Consider the following 23,708-nt stretch of genomic DNA (forward strand, 5'->3'; position numbering starts at 1 on the left):
TATGAAATATCAGCCGTCGACCCTATTTGCCTGCCTCAGCTTGTGTTTCGACAAGAGTGCCGACAAAGGGTTGGTGTGGCGCGACCGCCTGATGCTGGGGGAGTAAGTCATGGTCTCTGCGGCTGATTATCTACGCAAGGTGCTGCTCTCTCCCGTCTATGAGGCGGCGCGGGTGACCCCGTTGCAAACGTTGAAAAAACTCTCCGAGCGGCTCGGCAACCACGTCAGTCTGAAGCGGGAGGATCTGCAACCGGTCCACTCCTTCAAGCTGCGCGGCGCCTACCACAAGATCGCCACCCTGACTCAGGAACAGAAGGATCACGGCGTCATCGCCGCCTCCGCCGGCAACCACGCGCAAGGGGTCGCCCTGTCGGCGGCCAAGCTCGGCATCAAGGCGATCATAGTGATGCCCAAGACCACACCGGACATCAAGATCGACGCGGTGCGTCGTCAGGGCGGCAACGTCATGCTGTTTGGCAACAGCTTCGACGAGGCCTATGCCGAGAGCCGCCGCCTCGCCGAGTTGGAGGGTTACACCCTGATCCCGCCGTTTGACGACGTCGAGGTGATCGCCGGGCAGGGCACCATCGGCAAGGAGCTGCTGGATCAGGACATTCACCTCACCCACGTCTTCGTGCCGGTGGGGGGCGGTGGTCTGGCCGCCGGGGTGGCGGTCTATATCAAGCAGCTGCTGCCGGATGTGAAGGTGATCGGGGTGGAGGCGGAAGGCTCAGCCTGCCTCAAGGCGGCCATGGCGGCGGGCGAGCCGGTCAATCTGGAGCGCGTCTCGTTGTTTGCCGACGGGGTGGCGGTCAGGCGCATCGGTGAGGAGACCTTCCGCCTCTGTAACCAGTATCTGGACGAGGTGGTGACCGTCTCCAATGACCAGATCTGCGCCGCGCTGAAAGATATCTTCGACGACTGCCGCGCCATCGCCGAGCCGTCGGGTGCCCTGTCGCTGGCGGGCCTCAAGGCCTACAGCGAGCGTGAGCAGGTCAAGGGTGGGCGGATGGCGGCCATTCTCTCCGGTGCCAACGTCAACTTCCACAGCCTGCGCTACGTGTCGGAGCGCTGCGAGATTGGCGAGAAGCGCGAGGGCATGCTGGCGGTGACCATCCCCGAGCGCAAGGGGGCCTTCCTCGACTTTTGCCGTCAGCTCGGGCCCCGTATGGTGACCGAATTCAACTACCGCTATGCGGATGCGGCCCAGGCTTCGCTGTTTGTTTCGGTGCGCCTCACCGGCGGTGACGAGGAGCTCGGCCAGATCATCGATCAGCTGGGTGGCAACGGCTATCCGGTGGTCAACATGACCGAGAGCGAGCTGGCCAAAAACCACGTGCGCTACATGATTGGTGGTCGCCCGGCCCGGCCCCTTGGTGAGCGCCTCTACAGCTTCAAGTTTCCGGAGCAGCCGGGGGCCCTGATGCGCTTTCTGGAGACGTTGGGCTGTCGCTGGAACATCAGCCTGTTCCACTACCGCAACCACGGTGCCGACTACGGCCGGGTGCTCTGCGCGTTCGAGCTGCCGGACGAGGACGTTGCCGCCTTCCACGACTACCTGCGCGAGATTGGCTACGGCTGGAAAGAGGTGAGCGACGACCCCGCCTACCGACTGTTCCTGGCCAGTTGATGGCACGATCGCGATGAAGAAGGAGGGAGGCGTCGGCCTCCCTTTTTTATTGGCAGGCCGCTAACTGGCTGTTTTTAGCACAGATAATGCAGGCAAGTTCACACTCCTGATGGCTTGGTCATTTGAGGCTGGCAGTGGATGGGATAACCTGAATGCGGCGAGGCCGCCTGACGGCTTCACACAGGGAGAGTGCGCATTCAGGCGCCTAAACGACTTATTGCAGAGGCTGAACATGAATAAATCGATGCTTGCCGTGTTGGTCGGCGGATTGCTGGCTGCGGGCGCCGTGCAGGCGGCTGCTCAGGACAACACCTGGTATGCCGGCGGCAAGGCCGGTTGGTCCAACTACTACGGTGTAGATAAAAACCAGGATATCGCCAGTGCCTTCAATGCTGTAGGCAACAACAGTGAGGACAAGAACGATCTGGGGCTGGGGGCATTCGCCGGTTACCAGCTCAATCCCAACCTCGGTTTTGAACTGGGCTATGACTGGCTCGGCAAGTACAAGATGAGCGGTGGCAGCGGTGCGACGGCACTCGATGGCGAGGCGAAGAGCCAGCTGGTACAGGCCACCATGAAGATCAGCTTCCCGGCGACCAACACTCTTGATCTCTATGGTCGTCTGGGTGGTGGCTATGCCTGGACGGATAGCAAGATCGGCGTTGGTGGCGCGAGCGATACCGGCAAGAAACATGGTGCCGCCTTTGTCGGGGCACTGGGTGCCGAGTACACCATCGACCAGAACTGGGCGGCGCGTCTGGAGTACCAATATACTACCCCACTGGGCGACACCTCCATCGATCGTTCAGGCATCGAGCTGGACAATGGCTTGCTGGCGTTTGGCATGCTCTATCGTTTCGGCCAGCAAGGGGAGGTAGCCCCGGCTCCAGCTCCGGTAGTTGCCGCCCCGGCCCCGGCTGTGGTGGTGGCACCCAAGGAGTTCAGCCTGAGCTCCGACGTGCTGTTCGAGTTCAACAAGGCGACCCTTAAACCGGCTGCCAGCGAGGCGCTCGACGCCCTGTTCAACCAGATCGTGGCAGCCAATCCGAAGGACGGGGTGGCCACCGTGATCGGCTACACCGACCGCATCGGTTCCGACAATTACAACCTCGCCCTCTCCGAGAAGCGGGCCCAGAGTGTGGCCAGCTATCTGGTGGCCAAGGGACTCTATGCCGACAAGGTTCGGGTTGAGGGGCGTGGCAAGGCCAATCCGGTAACCGGCAGCAACTGCGCCAGTCACTCCAAACAGGCGTTGATCGCCTGTCTGGCGCCGGATCGCCGGGTCGAAGTCCATCTGGAAGGGGTTTCCCATCCGGCTCAATAAGATGGCAAGAAAAGCGGGAGGCCTGGCCTCCCGTTCTTTATGGATAACGGGTAGTACAAGGCAATGAATCAGCGAATATTTTCGATATGGAAAATATCGGTGATATGGGAGGTAAATAAATAGATGAAAAAATATCGATTTAAACTTTGCTCCCGCAGAGCCTTTTGGTTAGAATCCCTGCGTGTTATCAACAGATGGATGAATATTATGGACTGCGACAGTTGTAGCCGATTGCAAATCGCGATGCGGGTTTACCAGAGCTGAGGCCGAATATTCTCTCTTTCCTCCTCACTCTGATTGCTCGAACGTAGCATTAGAGTGCAGCATTTCAATGAGTCACCACTGACTCCCGCAACAGCCAAGGGCCCGTTTTAACAGGGATTGTCGTTGCAAACCGGATTGTTCCGCTCATCTGCGAGCCGCACCGCCTCGCGAATCATGTAATCGCACGCTTCATCGTCGCCCCTGTTGCGCCGCAAGTCCGTGTTGCCGTCGAGCAGCATCTGACTGGCCGTTGGCGAGCGGGCGTCGAAGAACAAGATGAATTCCACCATATTGAAAACGGCTCTGTTTTCGATAGGCGTGGTTGCGAATAAATATATCTTGGGTTTGTGTGAAATATATATTTGGTGGTTTTTGTTTTCCGCTGAAATATATTTCATGGCCTGTCATTTTTCTGTGAATGGCTAAATGAAACACGCCTGACATTATTTGACTCGCGCCATTATCTTGTAGTTCGCAATTGTTATCCTGATTTTCATCATCACTACTGGCACTACTGGCACTACTGGCACTACTGGCACTACTGGCACTACTGGCACTACTGGCACTACTGGCACTACTGGCACTGCTGGCGGATACCCGTATCCGGCCATGTGCCCTGGCAAACTCGGAGGAAAACCGATGACCGAAGAGCCCAAACCTCGACCCTCGGGGTCCACGCCTCCCCACTCCTGATCCCCCTACGGGGACGGGATGCGGTGTCCTGACCCCTGATCTGACTCAACCATGCTGGTTAGCGCGACGGCAGACATTTGTCTGACGGGCCGCCCCGTGCGCGGCGATCGAGCGCACCCGCAGCGTGTTGGGTTCACAGCCTTCGATATCAGTACTGACGCCAGGCCAAGCCCGCGACGGGGCCTTCCTGCGCGTAAAAATCAGGATAAAGAGTAATGAAACAACAACATACAGCCAGCCGGCACAAGCAGAAGGGTTTTGTTGCACCGGGTACGCAGAGAGAGAAAATCTCCTCCCGGGTGCTCGACGAGGCCGACAAATCCCTCGAGTACACCCTCACCGCCGTGCGCAGCAATATTGACGGCCTGACCGCGACCGAAGCAGCCAACCGGCTGGCCGAGTTCGGTCTCAACGAGGTGAATCACGACAAGCCACCCCATGCGCTGATCCAGCTGCTGCAGGCGTTCAAGAACCCCTTTGTAATGGTGCTGATCGCGCTGGGGCTGGTCAGCTACGTGATGGACGTGCTGATGGCCGAACCGGGTGACGAGGATTGGGTCAAGGTGATCATCCTTGGTGTGATGGTCAGCCTGAGCGGCCTGCTCCGTTTCTGGCAGGAGTATCGCTCTGCCAAGGCGGCTGAGGCGCTCAAGTCACTGGTACGCAATACCGCCACCGTGCAGCGCCGCCCCTCGCCGGGGGCGACCCCCCAGCGTAAGGAGGTGGCGATGACCGAGCTGGTGGTCGGTGACATAGTGCACCTGCAGGCGGGGGATATGATCCCGGCCGACATCAAGCTGATCGAATCGCGCGACCTCTTCATCAGTCAGGCGGTGCTGACCGGCGAAGCTCTGCCGGTTGAGAAGTACGACACTTTGGGCGCTGTGGCCGGCAAGTCGGCGGAAGGCACCGGTGCTTGCGATGGCGGGATGCTCGATCTGCCCAACATCTGCTTTATGGGTACCAACGTGGTGAGCGGTACCGCCCGCGCCGTGGTGGTGGCCACCGGCAGTGATACCTACTTCGGTTCGCTGGCCCGGAATGTGGTGAGTCACAAGCGCATCGAGACCAGCTTCGATCGCGGCGTAAACAGCGTCACCAGGCTGCTGATCCGCTTCATGCTGGTGATGGTGCCCATTGTCTTTATGCTCAACGGCATCAGCAGTGGCGACTGGATGTCGGCACTCACCTTTGCGCTGGCAGTGGCGGTGGGCCTCACCCCAGAGATGCTGCCGATGATTGTCTCTGCCAATCTGGCGCGGGGCGCGGTGGCGATGGCCAAGCGCAAGGTGGTGGTGAAACGGCTCAACTCGGTGCAGAACTTCGGTGCCATGGATGTGCTCTGCACTGACAAGACCGGCACCCTGACCCAGGACAAGATCATCCTCGAGCACCATTACGACGTGCGTGGCAATCGGGACGACCGGATCCTTCAGTTGGCCTGGCTCAACAGTTTTTACCAGAGCGGCATGAAGAACCTGATGGACATCGCGGTGATCGAACACGCCGATGCCCTGGGTGAGAGCTGCAAGCCGGCCAACTACGGCAAGGTGGACGAGCTGCCGTTCGACTTCGTGCGTCGTCGCCTGTCGGTGATCGTGCAGGACGATCTGGGCCAGCAGCTGATGGTCTCCAAAGGGGCAGTGGAAGAGATGCTGGCCGTCTCCGGCCAGATCGCCGATGGCAAGGAGATCCGCGCACTGACCGACGCCGATCGCCGTGCCCTGCTGCGCCAGAGCGAGGAGTTCAATGCCGAGGGGTATCGGGTGCTGATCGTGGCAACTCGCGAGATCCCGGCGGGCGAGCGCAAGCAGAGCTATCGCACCAGTGATGAGGTCAATCTGGTAGTGCGCGGCTTCCTCACCTTTTTCGATCCGCCCAAGGATTCGGCTGCACCGGCCATCCGCGCGCTGAACGACTATGGCGTGGCGGTCAAGGTGCTGACCGGCGACAACCCCATCATCACCAGCAAGGTGTGCCGCGATGTGGGGCTGGAGCCCGGCGTGCCGCTGCTCGGCAAGGATATCGAAGGGATGGACGACGTGGCGCTGTGCGAGGCGGTCAAACAGACCACCATCTTCGCCAAGCTCACCCCGCTGCAGAAGTCGCGGGTGGTGAAGGCGCTGCAGGCCAACGGCAACACCGTCGGTTTCCTCGGTGACGGCATCAACGATGCACCGGCACTGCGGGATGCGGACGTGGGGATCTCGGTGGATAGCGGTGCCGACATCGCCAAGGAGACTGCCGACATCATCCTGCTGGAGAAGAGCCTGATGGTGCTGGAGGAGGGGGTGATCAAGGGGCGCGAGACCTTTGGCAACATCTTGAAGTACCTCAACATGACCGCCAGCTCCAACTTCGGCAACGTCTTCTCGGTGCTGGTGGCCTCCGCCTGGCTGCCCTGGGCGCCCATGCTGGCGATGCAGATGCTGATCCAGAATCTGGTGTATGACGTTTCCCAGATGCTGCTGCCGTGGGACAAGATGGACCCCGAATTCCTCAAGCGGCCGCGCAAGTGGGAGGCGAGCAACATCAAGCGCTTCATGCTTTGGCTCGGCCCGACCTCGTCGGTATTCGATATCAGCACCTACTGCCTGATGTGGTTCGTGTTCGGTGCCGGCGCTCTCTATGCCACCGCCAACGGCAGCATGGATCCGCTGGTCAACGGTCAAGCCATCATGAACTCCGGCTGGTTTATCGAGGGGCTGGTGTCGCAGACTCTGGTGGTGCATATGCTGCGTACCCGCAAGATCCCGTTCCTGCAGAGTACCGCTACCTTGCCGGTGCTGCTCTCCACCTCGATCGCCATTGCCATAGGCTGCTACCTGCCCTTCTCGCCTGTGGCTGAGCACTTCGGCTTCATCACCCTGGATGGGCCCAAGTACTTCATGTGGCTGGTGATCACCATGCTGGCCTACATGGGGCTGACCCAGACCGTCAAGAGCATCTACATCAAGCGCCACGGTCAGTGGTTCTGATGACGTGCTAGCTAAAGGGTCGGGGTGATCCCGTCGCGACAGAGAAAAGAGAGCCAGCCCGCGCAAGCGGACTGGCTCTCTCTATTTGGTGTGACCCGACTCCCTTGGCAGCGAGTGCAGGTCTGTGGCTCAGAGTTTGAACAGCGGGCGCAGGCGAATGCCGATCAGGCTGCCGGCGAGGGCCATCAGCATCCAGACCCAGCCGTGCAGGCTGCCGGAGGCAGTGCCATCGAAGAAGCCACCGAGGTTGCAGGCGCTGTACATGGCGCCCATCCCCATCAGCAGGCCGCCGAGGATGGATGCCAGACTGTTGCCGATCCGCATCGGGGCGAAGTTACCGCCACCGCTGATGCAGCGCGCCAGCATGGCCCCCAGAATGCCGAGCCAGAACATGCCGACCATGGGGTTGATGAAGAGCGGCTGGGCCAGCTTGGGGCTGCCCTCGAACAGGCCGAACAGAGAGGCGCCGCGCAGCGCCATGTCATAGACGGCGCCTGTGATGGTCCAGGCCGAGCCGTGCAGGGCGACGACAGTGGAGTTGAGCACTGCGATGATGATGCCGCCGGTCAGCACGGTGAAGCGGCCATCGCGCCAGAACAGGTTGCCGCCGCTGAAGAGGGGCTTGAGTTCGCCGGTACGCTTGAGTTCGCTCTTGCGAAACAGCAGGAACAGCGCGGCGACCAGCGCCAGGTTGAGCAGCATGCCGCTCCAGATATTGCCGGTCAAATCCTTGGCCAGCACTACATGGCTGGAGAAGGTGGCCTCCAGCTCGGGGCGGAACTGGTTGCTGATGAGGGTGCCGATGCCGTAGCAGATCAGCACCAGCCAGAAGCGGGGTTGCCCCTCGCCGCAGCAATAAAGCGTGCCGGTGGCACAGACGCCTGCCAGCTGCATGCCGATGCCGAACAGGAAGGCACCGACGATGAAAGGAATGCCGATAGCCATCACGTTACCCACCATGGCATCGCCAAACAGGGCGTGGCTAAAGGAGAGGAAGGTGGTGAACAGCAGAATTTCGATGGCGATGGTGAGCAGGTGAACCCGCACATAGTAACTGTTGCGCTTGGTCAGCATTTCGCGCCAACCGAAGACGATGCCGAAGCGGCTGAAGGAGAGGGTGAAGCCGAAGCCGAATCCGATCAGGGCCATCAGGGCCCATTTCATACCAAAGGTGTTGCCGAGCCAGAGTAACGCTCCCCCCGCGATTGCCACGATGGGGAGCGACCATTTTCGATTCATGCCAGTTGATCCTTGTAGTTGGTTATTGGAGGGGCGGATCCTATTCCCTCATGGAGCCCAACACCACCCATTTTGCCAGTGATTGAAAAAATGGGTGGAGGTGTCTGTTATGGCCGGCTGGGGGCTCAGCGTTGCTGGGTGTCGAGATGGAAATGACGGGTCTGTTTGGTAAGGATGTGTGCGTGCTGGGCGACCTGTTCTGCCTCCTCGGCAGCAAGGCTGGCACTTTGATTGACCTCGTTCGCCAGATGAGACATCTCGCCAACCTTTTCGGTGATCTCCCGGATCAATTGCCGTTCCTCGCTCATCAGTTGCTCGACCTGGGTAATGCGGTGACCCACGTCACCACAGCTCTGTTCAATGCCTGCCACACTCTGGTGCGCCATGCCTGCGTGCTCAATTGCTTCGCCAACCCTGCCCAGTTCGGTATCCATTTCACTAACGGCCCGCAGGCTGACACTCTGGATTCGGTCGATGATGGTGTTGATCTCGGTCGTGGCACTGCCGGTACGGGTGGCGAGAGAGCGCACCTCATCGGCCACCACGGCAAAGCCGCGCCCCTGTTCTCCCGCCCGGGCGGCTTCAATCGCTGCGTTAAGAGCCAGCAAATTGGTCTGCTCCGCAATGGACTGGATAGCGCCCGCCAGTCCCGAGATCTGTTGCGAGAGACTGGCCAGATCTGAAATGGTACTTGAGACCCGTTTCACACCGGTTGCCTGTTCGTCTATGACCTTCTCGACAGCGTGGATGACCTGAGCGGTTTCGGCGGCTCGGGAAGCTGATTGCCGGGTCAGCTCGCTGACATGGTGCAGTTGTTCATCCGCTTGACCCATTGAATGTGTGAGCTGCTCGATAGCCTGTTCTATCTGTCGGGCGGTATCTACCTGGGTCAGACTGTCATCGGAATGTCGCTGCGCTGTAGTTGTCAGAATGATGGCCCGTTCGTCCAGCGTAGTAGCACTGCGTTGCAGTGAGGAGACCAGCGTGGCCAGTTGGCCTTGCATTGCGCCTATTTGGCGAATCAGGTCGCCGATGGCATCTCGTCCTGGCTCCGGCATTGTCACGGTTAACTTTCCCTCGGCGATGGCGGCTGTTGCCCTGCCTGCAGCGAGCAACCGTTGCTGGGTCGGCAGGCCGAGGCCGAAGATAAGGGCTATGCCGATCAGTGCGGCACAGAGCAGCAAGCCGTAGCAGAGGCGGGTGGTATCGACGAGATGAGTCATTTGCGCGGCGGCATATTGGTTACCACTGGTGACAGTAGCATCCACTCCGAGGCGGTGAGCGTTGTAGATGGCATGAAGGTTTGTCGCAATGCGGGTGGCCGTTGCGATATCACCTGCTTTGATAGCGGGAACAAACTGGGTATTGAGCAGTTGCCAGAAGCGCTCCCCCTGCTGTTTCTGCTCACCCAGTAGCAGCTGTTTGAGCGGTTCGTTCAGGTTGCTCTCCTGCCAGAAGCGGTTGCGCTCTTCGAACTCCTTTTGCAGGCGTGCGAGAGTCTGCAGCAACCCCTCCCGCTCCTCCGGTTTGGCATGGAGCAGGGTATAGACCTGCAGTTGGGATTCGATGAGGTAGAGCGGAGGTGGCAGGATGTCGGCCACCACGTCCTTGCCTTGCCCCATCTGGTCGGCTGCACTTCTGAGCGAATAGAGGCCAAAAAAGCTGATGGATATCAGTACGATAATGACCAGCACCCCAAGCAGCTGGCTAAAGAGCAGTGAACGGTCGTGAATTTGCCTGAACATGATGCCTCCATGCGGTGTTGTTCATGGATAGCATAGCTTCATTATCAGGAGGGCGATTCAATCGTGACTGGCGTGATGTGGCGCGAATAGTTGTGCGGGTGAGGTTTGCCCCGGCACGACGGCCGGGGCGGGATGACAGGGGTTACTCTTTGGCCGGTACAGGCTTGGTCTTGCCGTTGCGCAGTCCATCCAGCGTGAAGATCACCAGCGCACTCCAGATGCAGGCGAAGGTGATGAGCTTGTCCATTGCCAGCGCCTCACCGTAGAGGGTGACGGCCAGAATGAACATCATGCTGGGGCCTATGTACTGGAAGAAACCCAGGGTGGAGAGCTTGAGCCGGGTTGCCGCCGCGGTGAAGCAGAGCAGGGGAGCCGTGGTGACGGCGCCGGCGGCGATCAGCAGCAGGTTGAGCTGCCAGCCGTTCTCCGTCATGTGGCTGGTCGGGCTGTCGGCGATGCCCCACAGGTAGAAAGCCGCCGCAGGCAGCATGATGAGCGTTTCCAGCAGCAGGCCGGTGAGGGCATCGAGGGCCAGCTTTTTGCGCACCAGACCATACAGAGCGAAGCTCGACGCCAGCACCAGCGCGATCCAGGGTAGGGAGCCGAAGGCTATAAGCTGGATTGCCACCCCGATAAAGGCGAGGGCGACCGCCCACCACTGCAGGCGGCGCAGCTTCTCGCTCAGGAACAGCATGCCCAGCAGCACGTTGAACAGCGGATTGATGTAGTAGCCGAGGCTGGCATCCAGCATATGGCCGTTGTTGATGGCCCAGATAAAGAGCAGCCAGTTGCCCCCTACCGTGAAGGAGGTGAAGGCGAGGGTAAGCAGCACTTTCGGCTGACGCAGCACCGCCTGCACCTTGTGCCACTGGCGGCCCAGCAGTACCAGCACCATCAGCAGGGCGCAGGACCAGATCACCCTGTGGGTGAGGATCTCGATGGCCGGCACGGCGGCAATGGTTTTGAAATAGATCGGGGCTATGCCCCAAAGGGTATAGGCGCTCAGGGCGTAGATGATCCCCTCGCGCTCGGTCTGTTGCGACATGCAGATAGCCTTCACTGGAGTGCGGATGTTGGAAAAACATCGCAAAAAATCAGTGTAGCGATCCTTGTACGGGGAAAGAAGCGAATAAAGCGAAGTCGGGGGGAGGAGGGGGATCAGCCTTTGCCGCGGCGGATCTTGTCCACATCCATCAGCAGCCACAGCATCAGGGCGATAGCGGAGATCCAGGGGCCCCAGGTCACGTAGGCCTCGCCGTGCCCCAGCACGAAGAACAGCAGGGGCAAACCGATCACCAGAAACAGGACACTTCCCAGAAAAAATAGCATTTTTGTCTTTATATTTAATGGCTTGCTTATTTGATGATTATATCGATTGTGCCGTCTGATGGAAGACCGAAATGCAAAAGGGGGGATTTCTCCCCCCTTGCTGATGATGATGGCTATTTATGCCCTTATTCGAGCTGGATCCAGGTACTTTTCAGCTCGGTATATTTCTCCAGCGCGTGCAGCGACTTGTCGCGACCGTTGCCGGACTGTTTGAAGCCGCCAAACGGCATGGTCATGTCGCCGCCATCCCAGTTGTTGACGAATACTGTTCCGGCGCGTAGCGCGCGTGAGCCCTTGACCGCCTTGTTGAGATCCGCCGTCCAGATCGCCGCTGCCAGGCCGTAGTCGGTGTCGTTGCCCAGCGCAATGGCCTCCCCCAGCGTATCGAAGCCGGTCACCGCCAGCACCGGGCCGAATATCTCCTCGCGGAAGATACGCATCTGCGGGGTTACCTCGTCGAAGATGGTGGGCTCGATATAGAAGCCACCGCTCACTGTGTTGGTGCGGTTTCCTCCCAGCAGCAGCTTGGCTCCCTCCTGCTTGCCAATCTCGATATAGCGCAGCACCTGCTCCATCTGGATGTGATCCACCATGGCGCCGATGCGGGTCGCAGGGTCGAGCGGGTTGGCCGAGATCCACTCGCGGGCATGGGCCAGCAGTCGCTCCATGAACTGCGGCTTGATGCTGTTTTGCACCAGCAGCCGGGAGGCGGCGGTACACACCTCGCCCTGGTTGTAGAAGATGGCGCCGGCCGCGCTTCTGGCGGCAGCGTCCAGATCGGGCACGTCAGCCAGAATGATGTTGGGGCTCTTGCCGCCGCACTCCATAAAGGCGCGCTTGAGGTTGGATTTGCCGGAGCACTCCACCAGATGTTTGCCGATTTTGGTGGAGCCGGTGAAGGTAATGCAATCCACATCCATGTGCATGGCCAGCGCCTCGCCCACGGTGTGACCGAAGCCGGGCAGCACGTTGAACACACCGTCCGGAATGCCCGCTTCCTTGGCCAGTCCCGCGATACGCAGGGCGGTCAGGGGGGACTTTTCAGAAGGCTTGAGGATCACCGAGTTGCCGGTGGCGAGCGCCGGGCCCAGCTTCCAGCAGGCCATCACCAACGGGAAGTTCCACGGCACGATGGCGGCGACCACCCCGAGTGGTTCGCGGGTCACCAGCGCCAGTGCCGACTCCTCGACCGGCGCGACCTGATCGTAGATCTTGTCGATGGCTTCGGCGTTCCAGGCGATGCAGTTGGCAGCGGCAGGGGCGTCATAGCCCATGGCATCGCCGATGGGTTTGCCCATGTCGAGCGACTCCAGCAGCGCCAGCTCCAGCTTGTTGAGACGCATCAGTTCGGCGAAGCGCTGCATGATCTGCTTGCGCTGTTTCGGTGGCAGGCCGCTCCAGCGCTTGTCATCGAATGCGGCACGAGCGGCCTGTACCGCCAACTCGGCATCGGCGGCGTCGCAGGCGGCCACTTTGGTCAGCAGCTTGCCGTTGGCCGGGTTGATGCAGTCGAAGGTGGCGCCATTGATGGCATCCCGATAGCTGCCGTCGATAAAGGCTTGCGAGGGCAGGGTCAGGTGGGAGGCCTTGTGTTGCCACTGGGCTAGGGTCAGGTCACTCATGTTCACTCCTTGAACCGGCAAAAGTCACTATCCGCGTATCAATATGCTAAACATCTTGCCGCTTGTAAATCCATTCTGTAACAATTCATTAAACATTGAGCCGTTTTTAACCGATGTCTGTCAGTTAGAAACTGGCGGGGGTGTTGGCCGAAATCAGCACGCACTCCTGTTCGCCCACATTGCGAAAACGGTGGGGGGTACGGCTGTCGAAGTAGTAGCCATCGCCCGGCGTCAGCAGATAGATCTGCTCGCCCACGGTCACCTCAACCTCGCCCTTGATGACGATGCCGCACTCTTCACCCTCGTGGCTCAGCATGTCGTCACCGGTGTCAGCTCCGGCGGGCAGGATCTCCTGCATCATGCCGATGGCGCGGTTGGCACGGCTGTGCCCCACCAGTCGGTAACTGATGGGATGGGTGCCGAGATCCGGCATATCGGCGGCGCGAAAGATCACTTCGGAGTCCATTTCGGTCTCGTCGGTAAAGAAGCTGGCCAGCGACATGGGGATCCCTTCCAGCACCTTGCGCAGGGAGGCAACCGACGGGCTCACCTGATTTTTCTCGATCTGGGAGATGAATCCGTTGGTCACGCCGGAGCGTTTGGCCAGCTCGCGCTGGGAGAGGCCGGCTTTGGTGCGAACCGCCTTGAGGCGGTGGCCGATATCCATCGATAGACACTCCTTGACTGTTTACTATTATTAAATTTGTGTTAAATATCTTATACCACCCCGTTCAGCACAGCTAGTTGGGGTGAGATCAGACAGGGCCATAATGAGCCCTTTTTTAAGGATTCAGGTGTTTAATTTAATAGGCAATGGCCGATAGTTGCTAAACACCTTAAGGATGAGGTGACCATGAAACCGATCAGCGACATCAATACCCCCTCCGACATGTCCGCCTTCTGGATGCCGTTCACCGCCAACCAGCAGTTCAAGGCGGCGCCGCGCATCCTGAAGTCGGCGGAGGGGATGTATTATCACTCAGAGGATGGCCGCAAGATACTGGATGGCACAGCCGGACTCTGGTGTTGCAACGCGGGCCATGGTCGGCGCGAGATTGCCGAGGCGGTCTCCCAGCAGATTTCCCACCTCGATTTCGCCCCCACTTTCCAGATGGGCCACCCGCTGCCGTTCGAACTGGCCAACAAGCTGGTGGAGATTGCCCCCAAGGGGTTCGGTCACGTCTTCTATACCAACTCCGGCTCCGAATCGGTCGATACTGCTCTTAAAATCGCTCTGGCCTGGCAGCGAGCGCGTGGTCAGGGCACTCGCACCCGGTTGATTGGCCGCGAGCGTGGCTACCATGGCGTCGGTTTTGGCGGCATCTCGGTGGGGGGGATTCCCGGCAACCGCAAGTGGTTCGGCTCCCTGCTGACTGGCGTTGATCATCTGCCTCATACCCTCAACATCGCCAAAAACGCCTTCACCAAAGGGCTGCCCGAGGAGGATGTGGCGCTGGCCGACGAGCTGGAGAAGATCGTCTTCCTGCACGATGCCAGCAATATCGCGGCGGTGATCGTCGAGCCCATCGCCGGCAGTACCGGCGTGCTGATGCCCCCCAAAGGCTATCTCAAGCGGCTACGGGAGATCTGCACCAAGCACGGTATCCTGCTGATTTTTGACGAGGTGATCACCGGTTTTGGTCGCCTCGGTTCCCCCTTTGCCGCACAGGAGTTCGATGTCATCCCCGACATGATCACCTGCGCCAAGGGGCTCACCAACGGCGCCATCCCCATGGGGGCGGTGTTGGTGCAGAAGCACATTTATGACGACATGATGGCGGCAGGCAAAGGGGCCATCGAGCTGTTCCACGGCTACACCTACTCCGGCCATCCGGTGGCTGCGGCCGCAGGGCTGGCGACCCTCGAGATCTATCGCAACGAAAACCTGCTCAGCCGCGCCGCCGATCTGGCGGGCTACTGGGAGGAGGCAGCCCATTCGCTGAAGGGCTGCAAGCATGTGAAGGATGTGCGCAATTACGGGCTGGTGGCCGGCATCGAACTGGAATCCATGCCGGATGCGCCGGGCAAGCGCGCCTACGAGGTGTTCGTCCGCTGCTTCGAGAAGGGTCTGCTTATCCGGGTGACCGGCGACATCATCGCCCTGTCGCCGCCCCTTATCATCGAGCGCAGCCAGATCGACGATCTCTTCACCCTGCTGCAGGATGCCCTGCAGGCCCAACCCTAACCCATTTGGTGGCCCCGCTCTGGCGGGGCCTTGCGTTGCCTCGTTTTGACGAGTGCTGCGCCACCACGACATCAGTCATCACGGAGGATACATGACATACAGGGTCAGCAACTTCATCAACGGCCAGCCGCAGGAGAGTCGTAGCGAGCGCCAGGGGGCCATCTTCAATCCCGCCTGTGGCAAGCAGCAGGGGAGCGTGGGGCTTTCCAGCGCCGCCGAGTGCCAGGAAGCGATCGCCATCGCCGAGCGCGCCTTTGCCGAGTGGTCGCAAACCCCGCCGCTGGTGCGGGCCCGGGTCTTTTTCCGCTTCAAGGAGTTGATGGAGCAGCACAGGGACGAGCTGGCCCAGCTCATCAGCCGCGAGCATGGCAAGGTCTTCTCCGATGCGCAGGGTGAGCTGACCCGCGGGCTGGAGGTGGTGGAGTTTGCCTGCGGCATTCCCCATCTGCTCAAGGGGGAGCACTCCCTCAACGTCGGCCGCGGGGTAGACAGCTACTCCATGATGCAGCCGGTCGGGGTTTGCGCCGGTATCACGCCGTTCAACTTCCCGGCCATGGTGCCGCTCTGGATGTTCCCGGTTGCCATCGCCTGCGGCAATACCTTCATTCTCAAACCCTCCGAAAAGGATCCCTCTCTCTCGCTGCGGATGGCCGAGCTGCTCAAGGAGGCCGGTCTGCCGGACGGCGTGCTCAACGTGGTGAACGGTGACAAGGAGGTGGTGGATGTGCTGCTGACTGACCCGCGAGTCGGAGCCGTGTCGTTTGTTGGCTCCACCCCCATCGCCCAGTACATCTATGCCACCGCCTCGGCCCATGGCAAGCGGGTGCAGGCGCTGGGCGGCGCCAAGAACCACATGGTGGTGATGCCGGATGCGGATCTCGATCAGGCGGTCTCCGCTCTGATGGGGGCTGCGTATGGGGCTGCTGGTGAGCGCTGCATGGCCATTTCGGTGGCTGTGGTGGTGGGTGACGAGACCGCCGATGCGCTGGTGGCCAAGCTGACACCGCTGGTGGAAAAACTGCGGGTGGGCCCGGGGCTGGGCCAGAGCCCGGAGAACGAGATGGGGCCGCTCATCAGCAAGGAGCATCTGGCAAAGGTGCGCGGCTACGTGGAGCAGGGGGTGGCAGAAGGGGCCACGCTGCGAGTCGATGGTCGCACGCTGAGCCACGACGAGGGTTACTTTATCGGTGGCTGCCTGTTTGACGAGGTAACCCCCGAGATGCGCATCTACCGCGAGGAGATCTTCGGCCCTGTGCTCTCCATCGTGCGGGTGCCGGACTACGAGACGGCGCTGCGGCTCATCAACGAGCACGAGTACGGCAACGGTACCGCCATCTTTACCTGTGACGGCGACACTGCGCGGGACTTCACGGCGCGGGTGCAGGTCGGTATGGTAGGGGTGAACGTCCCCATTCCGGTGCCGATGGCGTTTCACAGCTTTGGCGGCTGGAAGCGCTCCATTTTCGGGCCGCTCAACATGCACGGGCCGGATGGGGTTCGCTTTTATACCCGGATGAAGACGGTCACGGCGCGCTGGCCCCAGAGCCTGCGCAGCGGAGCCGAGTTCTCCATGCCAACCATGAAGTGAGCCCAAGGCTCACTACCATGACTTGATTCTCTTGCCCCCGCAGATCGCTGGTCTGCGGGGGCACTTCTGTAAAGGAGCAACAGATGCGATTGGGAATTCTCGATTGTGACCGGCTGGATCCCGATCTGGCGGATCGTTTTGGCCCCGTCTACTCAGAGATGTTTATCAGGGGATTTCAGCCGCTGGCACCCGAGCTGGAGTTTCGGGTCTGGTCAGCCATCGATGGCGAGTTGCCGGAGGATCTGCACGAGTGTGATGCCTGGCTTATCACAGGTTCGCGCCACGATGCTTATAGCGATATCCCCTGGATCCAGACACTGCGCGGCTGGATCCGTCGTGCCCACGATGCCGACGTCAAGCTGGCCGGGATCTGTTTCGGCCATCAGGTGATAGCCCAGGCGCTCGGTGGCGAGGTGGTGAAGTCCACCAAGGGATGGGGGCTGGGGGTATCGGTTCACCCCATGCTGGAAGATGCCCCCTGGATGGCGCCGGCGCGGGATCATATCCGCATTCTGGCGAGCCATCAGGATCAGGTGGCGCTGCTCCCCCCCGGAGCAACCCGGCTGGCGGGCAACGATTTTTGTCCCAACTTCATGTTCCTGCAGGGGGACAACATAGTGGCCATTCAGGGACATCCCGAGTTCTCGGTGGAGTACAACCGGGCGCTGATCGAGCGACGCCGTGGCCTGCTGCCCGACGAGCGTTACCAGAGCAGCCTCTCCTCGCTGGAGGGGGAGGTGGATTCGACCACCATGATGCAGTGGTTGCTGCAGTTTTTGGGGATCCTGCCGCTGCAAGCCGGCGCGGCCTGAGCCCGGTTTGTCAGCGACCCCCTTCGGGTGCTAGATTTTGTAGCAAAATGAAGGATCAAGCGCTGCGATGTCGGGATCGGATGATACACTGGCCGCCCTTTGTGGCGGCCTGTTTGTCTGGCGTGATCGCCGCACCAGCTTGAGAGGGTGAAGCCTTGAAACTACAGCAATTGAAGTACTTGATCGCGATCCGGGACCACAACCTCAACGTCTCGGTGGCATCCGATGCGCTCTATACCAGCCAGCCCGGGGTCAGCAAGCAGATCGGCCTGCTGGAGAGCGAGCTGGGAGTGCGGATCTTCGAGCGCCGTGGCAAGCATCTGCATCGCATCACCCCGGTTGGCGAGGAGATCATCAAGTGTGCCGAGGCGATGCTCAACATCGAGAGCAAGATCAAGGCGATCTCCCGCGAGTATCTGGATCCGACCGTGGGTACCCTCAACATCCACACTACCCACACTATCGCCCGCTACCTGCTGCCCAAATCGGTTACCTACTTCACCAAGAAGTACCCCAAGATCTCGTTCCACCTCCATCCGGTGATGTCGGCGAGCAAGGAGCAGATCAGCAAGGGTTACTCCGATTTCTCCATCGTTGCCCACGAGATTGGCTTCGACAAGGAGCTGATCGCGCTGCCCGCTTACCTCTGGACCCTCTCGCTGGTGGTGCCGCAGGATCACCCGCTGGCCAAGGTGAAGAAGCCGACGCTGGAGCAGCTCTGCCACTACCCCATTCTCAGTTACGAGAGCGGTGCCACCGGTCGGCAGGTGCAGGACGAGGTGTTTCAGGCGGCGGGGCTGACCCCGAGCTACTACATGACGGTAATGGATGCCGGGGTGATCAAGCGCTATGTGGAGCTGGGCTTTGGCATCGGCATCATCTCCTCGTTGGTGGCCAACGACACCGACAGCCCCGGGCTGGTCTCCATCAATCTGGAGCATCTGTTCAAGCCCTGCCCGGCCCAGATCTGCTTCAGCAAGAGCATTCTGCTGCAGAACTACATGTATGACTTCATCAGCTCCTTCTCGCCCCACCTCACCAAGGAGGTGATCCAGAGCGTGATGCAGCAGCCGACCCAGGCGCGCATCGACGAGCTGCTGGCCGGGGTGGAGCTGCCCATCTATTGATCCCGATCGGATTCCCGATCGCTGCCGGTTGTCTCTTCTGTCAGGCTGGGCTCTACTCGGGGTCCAGCCTGTCTCTTTTGGGCTATCTCCATCGTCCGAGGTCTCTATGTCCCGCATTCTGCTGCTTGCCAATCTCAACTGTGATCATGTGCTCTCCCTCTCCGAACCGCTGGTGGCGGGGGCCCGGCTGCAATACGTGGATCAGGGGCGCAGGCTGGGGGGCGGTGCGGCCAACACCGGCATCGGGCTGGTGTGGGCGGGTCACGAGGTGACCATTGCCTCCCGCATCGGGCTGGACGAGACCGGCGACTGGTTGCTGGAGCAGGCGGCTGGTTATGGGCTGGATTGCAGACATGTGGAACGCTTTGGCGGCGAGACCGGCGAGCTGCTCATTCTGGTGGACTCCACTGGCGAGCGCACCATACTGCGCCGCCCGCGGCGTCCCGATCTGCCCGGAGATCTGCCGCTGGAGGGGATCGACTGCCTCTATGTGAACTATCCCGGCACCGCCATCATCAGCTACATGCGCCAGATGCTCGGCAAGAGCTTCGTGGTAGCCCAGTATCCCAAGGGGGGGCAGGCGCGCCGTCCCTGCCACGTGCTGGTGGCCTCCCGCTCCGATCTCGGCGAGGTAAGTGACCCCTGGCAACACGCCTGTCAGCTGGCGGGCGAGCAGCTGGAGTGGTTAGTGCTGACCGAGGGTAAGGCAGGCGCGGTGGCCATCCACGGCGAGGAGCAGATTAGGGTCGCCGCCCGGCCGGTCTCGGTGGTCGATACCACGGGGGCGGGAGATGCTTTTGCGGGTGGATTGATCCATGGTCTGGCGCGGGGCATGGCCATCAAGGATGCGTTGCAGTGTGCGGTGGACTGGGGCGCATTTGCCGTCGCCTCCGAGAGTTCAATCCCCTCGGTCGCGCTGAAAAACTGGCTGAAACAGCCTCACTGACGCCCCGTTCATTCACTGTTCGAAGGGGGATTTCCCCTCTTGTCTGTTGGGGGCGGCGGCGAGGAATTTCGGGAAATTTAGCCGCCAGAATGGAGGCAAACGCCGGGCTAACCCGGCAAGTTTGCGATCAATCAAAGAAAGTGTCGATTTATGTGCATCTTCATCGACACCCGGTTGTGCTGCTCTTAACCTTGTCACTCCGCAACTCAGATTAAGAGACAGGCCCCCCCCTCTGGCGAACCAATGGCGAACAGAGGCAAACCGGTTGTCTCCTGCCTCTTAGCTCAATGTTGTCGTCCTGATTCCTGGCTTGTAGTAAGAGGCAAGTGCGACCATGCAACTGACACGATTTACCGACTATGCCCTGCGTACCCTGACCTTTCTGGCGGTGCAGCCGGGCGATCGCCTGTCGACCATTACCGAAGTGGCCGATACCTTCGGCATCTCTCGCAACCACGTGGTCAAGATAGTGCACCAGCTCGGCATCAAGGGGTACATCGAGACGGTGCGTGGCAAGCATGGCGGTATCCGCCTCGGCCGTTCAGCGGTCTCCATCAATCTGCGCGATGTGGTGATGGATATGGAGCACGTGCTCTGCCCGGTCGACTGCAAGCGCGAGAACTGCCGTCTCTCCGGTGGCTGCCGCATTCAGGGTATCCTGCGCCGCGCCATGAACGCCTTCCTTGAAGTGCTGGGCGAGTACACCCTGGCCGATGCGGTGCGCGATCCGAACCGCCTCTGTCACCTGCTGGGCATCGAGCAGGAGTCCATTCTGGCGATGGCCTGATGGGCAGGAAACAAGAACAGATGTGAAAGGGGCCTGATGGCCCCTTTTGCTTGTCAGCGATTGCCCGGCTGGCGGATCAGGGTGATGGCGCCGTGCAGACAGGCGAGGCCGCAGGCACCGCAGCCATTGCAGGCGTCCATATTGACGTTGATGCCATCGGCAGTGGCCTTGATCGCCTGCTGGGGGCAGGCATCTTCACAAAGCAGGCAGTAGAAGCCCTGACGGGCCTGACAGCTCTCTTCAATCTGTACCCGGGTCTGCACCTGACGGCCCAGTTGCAAGTCGAGCGCACCGGTCGGACAGGCTCTGGCGCAGCTGCCGCAGTAACTGCACTGGCCGCAGGCGAGATCGAGCACCGGGGTGCCGGCAATCGGGCTCCCTTCGTACTCCTCCTGGGTGGCCGGTTTGAGCAGGCCGCGCGGGCAGGCCTTGAAACACTCGCCACAGCGGGTGCAGAGCGTGAGGTACTGGGACTCCTCGATCGCCCACGGCGGGCGCGCTTCATGGCAAACCACTGCGGGTTTGCGCGAAGCTTGCCAACCTTGTGTCAGCCAACGGAGGAAATAATGAGTCATGCCCACCCCTGATACCTATTAGGGGTTAATTTTATCGAAGTTTGCGAGGGCAGGCCAGAGAATAGCAGCCGTCAGGATCGCAAGGGCTGTTGCCCTTGTGTAAGCTAGGCGGGTCTCTTTTCCGTGGTTGAATGAAAACATATGTGGTTATTTCTCTGGCGTTCGTCCCTGCTCTATATCTTTCCCCTGCTGATGTGGGGCTACTGCCGCATCAAGGGCATCGAGTTCGTCGAGCTCGATACCGGGGTCAACAGCCACAAGTGGGTGGTGCTCGCCGCCTACCTCATCTACGTGCTGCTCTGGCTGCTGGCCAACCGCTATCTCGAACTCTTCCTGCGCCAGCGGAGCCGTAAATGATCGAGCCCGGGCTCTGGGTCATCCTGCTGCCAGCCGCCCTGCTGGCCCTCGGAACAGGCTGGCTGATTGGTCGGCGCAGCAGCACGGCGCAGGCTCAGGCGCTGCTGCTGGCACAGGAGCGTTATCAGGCACTGCAGGAGCGTTTTGACGAGTTGCAGGATGAGCGACAACAGGGGCAGCAGAAGCTGGATCAGCAGCAGACCCTGCTCATCAAGCTCACCGCCCGCCTCAAGGATGCGGAAGCGACCCTGCGCAGCGAGCGGCTGGCTGCCGCCGAGAAGCTGCAACTGCAACAGGAGGCGGAGCAGCGCCTCAGCCAGCAGTTCGAGAACCTTGCCAACCGGATCTTCGAGCAAAACTCCGGCAACTTCCGCGAATTGAACCAGAACAGCCTCGATCTGCTGCTCACCCCGCTCAAAGAGCAGCTCGAGGGCTTTCGTCGTCAGGTGGGTGAGACTCACGCTCAGGAGACGGCCCAGCGCCACAGCCTCAAGTTCGAACTGGAGCGCCTCGCCGAGCTCAATGCCCGCATGACCGAAGAGGCCGCGGCACTGACCCGAGCCCTCAAGGGCGACAGCAAGCAGCAGGGCAACTGGGGGGAAGTGGTGCTGGCGCGGATCCTCAGCGAGTGCGGTCTGCGCGAGGGTCACGAGTACCACACCCAGGTCAATATCGAGGTGGAGAAGGGCAAGCGTTACCAACCTGACGTCATCGTCCACCTGCCGCAAGACAAAGACATCATCATCGATGCCAAGGTGTCGCTGACCGCCTACGAGCGCTGGTACAACGCCGATGACGAGCTGGAGAAGGCTGTGGCGCTGAAAGAGCACGTCGCCTCGGTGCGCAACCATATCCGCGAGCTGGGTCGCAAGGATTACCAGCAGTTGCCCGGGGTGCGCACCCTCGACTATGTGCTGATGTTTGTGGCGGTGGAGCCCGCCTTCCTCACTGCGATGGAAGCCGATCCCTCGCTGGTGCGTTACGGTCTCGACAACAACATCCTGCTGGTGAGCCCTACCAACCTGATGGTGGCGCTGCGAACCATTGAAAACCTGTGGCGCTACGAGCGGCAGAATCAGAATGCCCGCCAGATTGCCGAGCGGGCCGGTCGCCTCTACGAAAAGCTGCGGCTGTTTGTCGAGGAGATGCAGCAGATGGGCGGCAGCCTGCACAAGGCGCAGGAGAGCTACGACAAGGCGATGGGAAGGCTGGTCAACGGTCGTGGCAACCTGATTGCGCAGGTCGAGCGTTTCCGCGAGTTGGGGGTGGAGGTAACCAAGAGCCTGCCCGAGCCGCTGGTTGAGCGGGCGCTGGAGCGTGACAAGGAGCGGGAGTAGTTTTCCCCGTACAGTAATCAGTAAAAGGCCCAAACCCGGTTTGGGCCTTTTACAATCTACCGTCTGCCCAGCGCTTACCCATCATTAGAAATCCGCAAAGCAAACGGCCCACTTCAGTGGGCCGTTGCTATTTATTCTACCGCTGTTAATCAGCGGCTGGCAGCGCGGGCGCTCAGTTCTGCTTTCTCGCTATCGCTCAGGAAGGCCAGGGTCAGGCCGTTCTGCTGGGCGGTGCGGATCTCGCTCACGGTCATACCCGCGGCCGGGGCGGCCACCTCATATTCGTGGGGCAGGTCGATCCCTTCCACCGCCGGATCGTCGGTGTTGAGGCAGGCCAGCACGCCGGCAGCCAGGAACTGGCGGATCGGGTGCTCAGTCAGGCTTGCCACCGTAGTGGTCTGGACGTTGGAGGTGAGGCAGGATTCGATGCCGATGCGGTGCTCGGCCAGATAGGCCATCAGGGCCGGATCCTGAATCGCTTTGACACCGTGGCCGATACGCTCGGCACCCAGCTCGCGAATGGCCTGCCACATGCTCTCGGGGCCAGCGGCTTCACCGGCGTGTACGGTGACGCGCATGCCTGCATCGCGCACCTTGCGGAAGTGGTCGACAAAGAGTTCCCCCGGGAAGCCCAGCTCGTCACCGGCCAGATCGATGGCAACCAGCTTGTCGCGGTGGGCCAGACAGGCGGCCAGCTCCTGATTGCACTGCTCGGTGCCGAAGGTGCGGCTCATGATGCCGATCAGGTTGGCCTTGATACCGAAGTCACGGCTGCCAGCGGCCACGCCATCGATGATGGCTTCCACCACACCCTGCGGGTGCAGCTTGTGGGCCATCGCCATGTAGGCCGGGCTGAAACGCAGCTCGGCATAGTCGATATCGGCGCGCAGCAGATCTTCCACGTTCTCGTAAGCGACCCGGCGGCAGGCGTCATAGTCGGCCAGCACGGCTACCCCCCAGTCCAGCTTCTTGAGGAAGGCGACCAGGCTAGGCTCGTTCTCGACGATCTGTACGTGAGGGCGCAGTGCTTCCAGCTCGAAGGCTGGCAGCTGAATATTGTGTTGGCGACCCAGCTCGAGGATGGTTTGCGGACGGATGTTGCCGTCCAGATGGCGGTGCAGGTCGGTCAGGGGGAGAGATCTGTCAATCATGGGGGCGCCCTCGTCGAGT

Annotated in this window: 20 protein-coding genes; 11 read left to right on the plus strand and 9 right to left on the minus strand. The window is 60.7% G+C overall.

Annotated elements, in window-relative coordinates; translation table 11 throughout:
- Positions 1 to 109 precede the first annotated feature (109 nt).
- Positions 110 to 1,630, plus strand: coding sequence for a threonine ammonia-lyase, biosynthetic (gene ilvA / locus LG31_RS0112210; protein WP_033114748.1), 1,521 nt, complete (start codon positions 110 to 112; stop codon positions 1,628 to 1,630).
- A gap of 232 nt (positions 1,631 to 1,862) precedes the next feature.
- Positions 1,863 to 2,954, plus strand: a complete 1,092-nt coding sequence (ompA, locus tag LG31_RS0112215; RefSeq protein ID WP_033114749.1) for a porin OmpA — start codon at positions 1,863 to 1,865, stop codon at positions 2,952 to 2,954.
- Between the two features lie 371 nt (positions 2,955 to 3,325).
- Here the strand turns inward: ompA and LG31_RS0112220 are convergent, their stop codons facing one another.
- Positions 3,326 to 3,616 carry a hypothetical protein gene (locus LG31_RS0112220; RefSeq protein WP_033114750.1) on the minus strand — a complete coding sequence of 97 codons (291 nt, stop codon included), beginning with the start codon at positions 3,614 to 3,616 and terminating at the stop codon, positions 3,326 to 3,328.
- Between the two features lie 510 nt (positions 3,617 to 4,126).
- Here LG31_RS0112220 and mgtA point away from each other — a divergent pair.
- Complete coding sequence (gene mgtA / locus LG31_RS0112225; protein ID WP_084059609.1) at positions 4,127 to 6,889, plus strand: magnesium-translocating P-type ATPase; 2,763 nt, start codon at positions 4,127 to 4,129, stop codon at positions 6,887 to 6,889.
- Positions 6,890 to 7,018: 129 nt separating this feature from the next.
- Here mgtA and LG31_RS0112230 read toward each other — a convergent pair whose 3' ends face one another.
- The 6 genes from LG31_RS0112230 to LG31_RS0112250 form a co-directional block, all read right to left on the minus strand.
- Positions 7,019 to 8,128, minus strand: coding sequence for a YeeE/YedE thiosulfate transporter family protein (locus LG31_RS0112230; protein ID WP_193354228.1), 1,110 nt, complete (start codon positions 8,126 to 8,128; stop codon positions 7,019 to 7,021).
- 125 nt (positions 8,129 to 8,253) lie between these two features.
- Positions 8,254 to 9,873 carry a methyl-accepting chemotaxis protein gene (locus tag LG31_RS0112235; protein ID WP_033114751.1) on the minus strand — a complete coding sequence of 540 codons (1,620 nt, stop codon included), beginning with the start codon at positions 9,871 to 9,873 and terminating at the stop codon, positions 8,254 to 8,256.
- Positions 9,874 to 10,015: 142 nt separating this feature from the next.
- The gene (rarD, locus tag LG31_RS0112240) at positions 10,016 to 10,918 is read right to left on the minus strand and encodes an EamA family transporter RarD (RefSeq protein ID WP_033114752.1); all 903 of its coding nucleotides are present in this window, start codon (positions 10,916 to 10,918) and stop codon (positions 10,016 to 10,018) included.
- A 113-nt stretch (positions 10,919 to 11,031) separates the two neighbouring features.
- A complete protein-coding gene (locus LG31_RS21435; protein ID WP_005341999.1) occupies positions 11,032 to 11,202 on the minus strand; it encodes a hypothetical protein in 171 nt (56 codons plus the stop codon).
- Between the two features lie 125 nt (positions 11,203 to 11,327).
- On the minus strand, positions 11,328 to 12,824 hold the full coding sequence (locus tag LG31_RS0112245) for an aldehyde dehydrogenase (RefSeq protein ID WP_033114753.1): 1,497 nt from the start codon (positions 12,822 to 12,824) through the stop codon (positions 11,328 to 11,330).
- 124 nt (positions 12,825 to 12,948) lie between these two features.
- Entirely contained in the window at positions 12,949 to 13,491 is a 543-nt protein-coding gene (locus tag LG31_RS0112250) for a cupin domain-containing protein (protein ID WP_033114754.1), read from the minus strand.
- Positions 13,492 to 13,677: 186 nt separating this feature from the next.
- Between LG31_RS0112250 and aptA the strand changes: the two genes are divergently transcribed.
- From aptA to LG31_RS0112280, 6 genes are all read left to right on the plus strand, one after another.
- Positions 13,678 to 15,009, plus strand: coding sequence for an omega-aminotransferase AptA (aptA, locus tag LG31_RS0112255; protein WP_033114755.1), 1,332 nt, complete (start codon positions 13,678 to 13,680; stop codon positions 15,007 to 15,009).
- Positions 15,010 to 15,100: 91 nt separating this feature from the next.
- Positions 15,101 to 16,597 carry a CoA-acylating methylmalonate-semialdehyde dehydrogenase gene (locus LG31_RS0112260; protein ID WP_033114756.1) on the plus strand — a complete coding sequence of 499 codons (1,497 nt, stop codon included), beginning with the start codon at positions 15,101 to 15,103 and terminating at the stop codon, positions 16,595 to 16,597.
- Positions 16,598 to 16,680: 83 nt separating this feature from the next.
- The gene (locus LG31_RS0112265) at positions 16,681 to 17,409 is read left to right on the plus strand and encodes a glutamine amidotransferase-related protein (protein ID WP_033114757.1); all 729 of its coding nucleotides are present in this window, start codon (positions 16,681 to 16,683) and stop codon (positions 17,407 to 17,409) included.
- A gap of 155 nt (positions 17,410 to 17,564) precedes the next feature.
- Complete coding sequence (locus LG31_RS0112270) at positions 17,565 to 18,536, plus strand: LysR substrate-binding domain-containing protein (RefSeq protein ID WP_033114758.1); 972 nt, start codon at positions 17,565 to 17,567, stop codon at positions 18,534 to 18,536.
- A gap of 106 nt (positions 18,537 to 18,642) precedes the next feature.
- Positions 18,643 to 19,482, plus strand: coding sequence for a PfkB family carbohydrate kinase (locus tag LG31_RS0112275; protein WP_033114759.1), 840 nt, complete (start codon positions 18,643 to 18,645; stop codon positions 19,480 to 19,482).
- A gap of 334 nt (positions 19,483 to 19,816) precedes the next feature.
- Positions 19,817 to 20,269 (plus strand): Rrf2 family transcriptional regulator, encoded by a 453-nt coding sequence (locus LG31_RS0112280; RefSeq protein ID WP_033114760.1) that lies wholly within the window; start codon positions 19,817 to 19,819, stop codon positions 20,267 to 20,269.
- Positions 20,270 to 20,322: 53 nt separating this feature from the next.
- On the opposite strand, the gene LG31_RS0112285 is transcribed toward LG31_RS0112280, so the two are convergent.
- A complete protein-coding gene (locus LG31_RS0112285) occupies positions 20,323 to 20,844 on the minus strand; it encodes a ferredoxin-type protein NapF (protein ID WP_033114761.1) in 522 nt (173 codons plus the stop codon).
- 141 nt (positions 20,845 to 20,985) lie between these two features.
- Here LG31_RS0112285 and LG31_RS0112290 point away from each other — a divergent pair, with 141 nt between their 5' ends.
- Positions 20,986 to 21,201, plus strand: coding sequence for a hypothetical protein (locus LG31_RS0112290; RefSeq protein ID WP_033114762.1), 216 nt, complete (start codon positions 20,986 to 20,988; stop codon positions 21,199 to 21,201).
- A complete protein-coding gene (rmuC, locus tag LG31_RS0112295; RefSeq protein WP_050513456.1) occupies positions 21,198 to 22,538 on the plus strand; it encodes a DNA recombination protein RmuC in 1,341 nt (446 codons plus the stop codon). Before LG31_RS0112290 ends, rmuC begins: the two co-directional genes overlap by 4 nt.
- Positions 22,539 to 22,687: 149 nt before the next feature.
- Here rmuC and add read toward each other — a convergent pair whose 3' ends face one another.
- Positions 22,688 to 23,689, minus strand: a complete 1,002-nt coding sequence (add, locus tag LG31_RS0112300) for an adenosine deaminase (protein ID WP_033114763.1) — start codon at positions 23,687 to 23,689, stop codon at positions 22,688 to 22,690.
- Positions 23,690 to 23,708 lie beyond the last annotated feature (19 nt).

This window comes from Aeromonas lacus, from assembly GCF_000764665.1.
GTDB classification, from domain to species: Bacteria; Pseudomonadota; Gammaproteobacteria; order Enterobacterales; family Aeromonadaceae; genus Aeromonas; species Aeromonas lacus.

Excerpts from the sequence above, each read along its gene's own strand:
- ilvA (WP_033114748.1), top strand. The coding sequence starts at position 110 with ATGGTCTCTGCGGCTGATTATCTACGCAAGGTGCTGCTCTCTCCCGTC.
- ompA (WP_033114749.1), top strand. The coding sequence starts at position 1,863 with ATGAATAAATCGATGCTTGCCGTGTTGGTCGGCGGATTGCTGGCTGCG.
- LG31_RS0112220 (WP_033114750.1), bottom strand. The coding sequence starts at position 3,616 with ATGAAATATATTTCAGCGGAAAACAAAAACCACCAAATATATATTTCA.
- mgtA (WP_084059609.1), top strand. The coding sequence starts at position 4,127 with ATGAAACAACAACATACAGCCAGCCGGCACAAGCAGAAGGGTTTTGTT.
- LG31_RS0112230 (WP_193354228.1), bottom strand. The coding sequence starts at position 8,128 with ATGAATCGAAAATGGTCGCTCCCCATCGTGGCAATCGCGGGGGGAGCG.
- LG31_RS0112235 (WP_033114751.1), bottom strand. The coding sequence starts at position 9,873 with ATGTTCAGGCAAATTCACGACCGTTCACTGCTCTTTAGCCAGCTGCTT.
- rarD (WP_033114752.1), bottom strand. The coding sequence starts at position 10,918 with ATGTCGCAACAGACCGAGCGCGAGGGGATCATCTACGCCCTGAGCGCC.
- LG31_RS21435 (WP_005341999.1), bottom strand. The coding sequence starts at position 11,202 with ATGCTATTTTTTCTGGGAAGTGTCCTGTTTCTGGTGATCGGTTTGCCC.
- LG31_RS0112245 (WP_033114753.1), bottom strand. The coding sequence starts at position 12,824 with ATGAGTGACCTGACCCTAGCCCAGTGGCAACACAAGGCCTCCCACCTG.
- LG31_RS0112250 (WP_033114754.1), bottom strand. The coding sequence starts at position 13,491 with ATGGATATCGGCCACCGCCTCAAGGCGGTTCGCACCAAAGCCGGCCTC.
- aptA (WP_033114755.1), top strand. The coding sequence starts at position 13,678 with ATGAAACCGATCAGCGACATCAATACCCCCTCCGACATGTCCGCCTTC.
- LG31_RS0112260 (WP_033114756.1), top strand. The coding sequence starts at position 15,101 with ATGACATACAGGGTCAGCAACTTCATCAACGGCCAGCCGCAGGAGAGT.
- LG31_RS0112265 (WP_033114757.1), top strand. The coding sequence starts at position 16,681 with ATGCGATTGGGAATTCTCGATTGTGACCGGCTGGATCCCGATCTGGCG.
- LG31_RS0112275 (WP_033114759.1), top strand. The coding sequence starts at position 18,643 with ATGTCCCGCATTCTGCTGCTTGCCAATCTCAACTGTGATCATGTGCTC.
- LG31_RS0112280 (WP_033114760.1), top strand. The coding sequence starts at position 19,817 with ATGCAACTGACACGATTTACCGACTATGCCCTGCGTACCCTGACCTTT.
- LG31_RS0112285 (WP_033114761.1), bottom strand. The coding sequence starts at position 20,844 with ATGACTCATTATTTCCTCCGTTGGCTGACACAAGGTTGGCAAGCTTCG.
- LG31_RS0112290 (WP_033114762.1), top strand. The coding sequence starts at position 20,986 with ATGTGGTTATTTCTCTGGCGTTCGTCCCTGCTCTATATCTTTCCCCTG.
- rmuC (WP_050513456.1), top strand. The coding sequence starts at position 21,198 with ATGATCGAGCCCGGGCTCTGGGTCATCCTGCTGCCAGCCGCCCTGCTG.
- add (WP_033114763.1), bottom strand. The coding sequence starts at position 23,689 with ATGATTGACAGATCTCTCCCCCTGACCGACCTGCACCGCCATCTGGAC.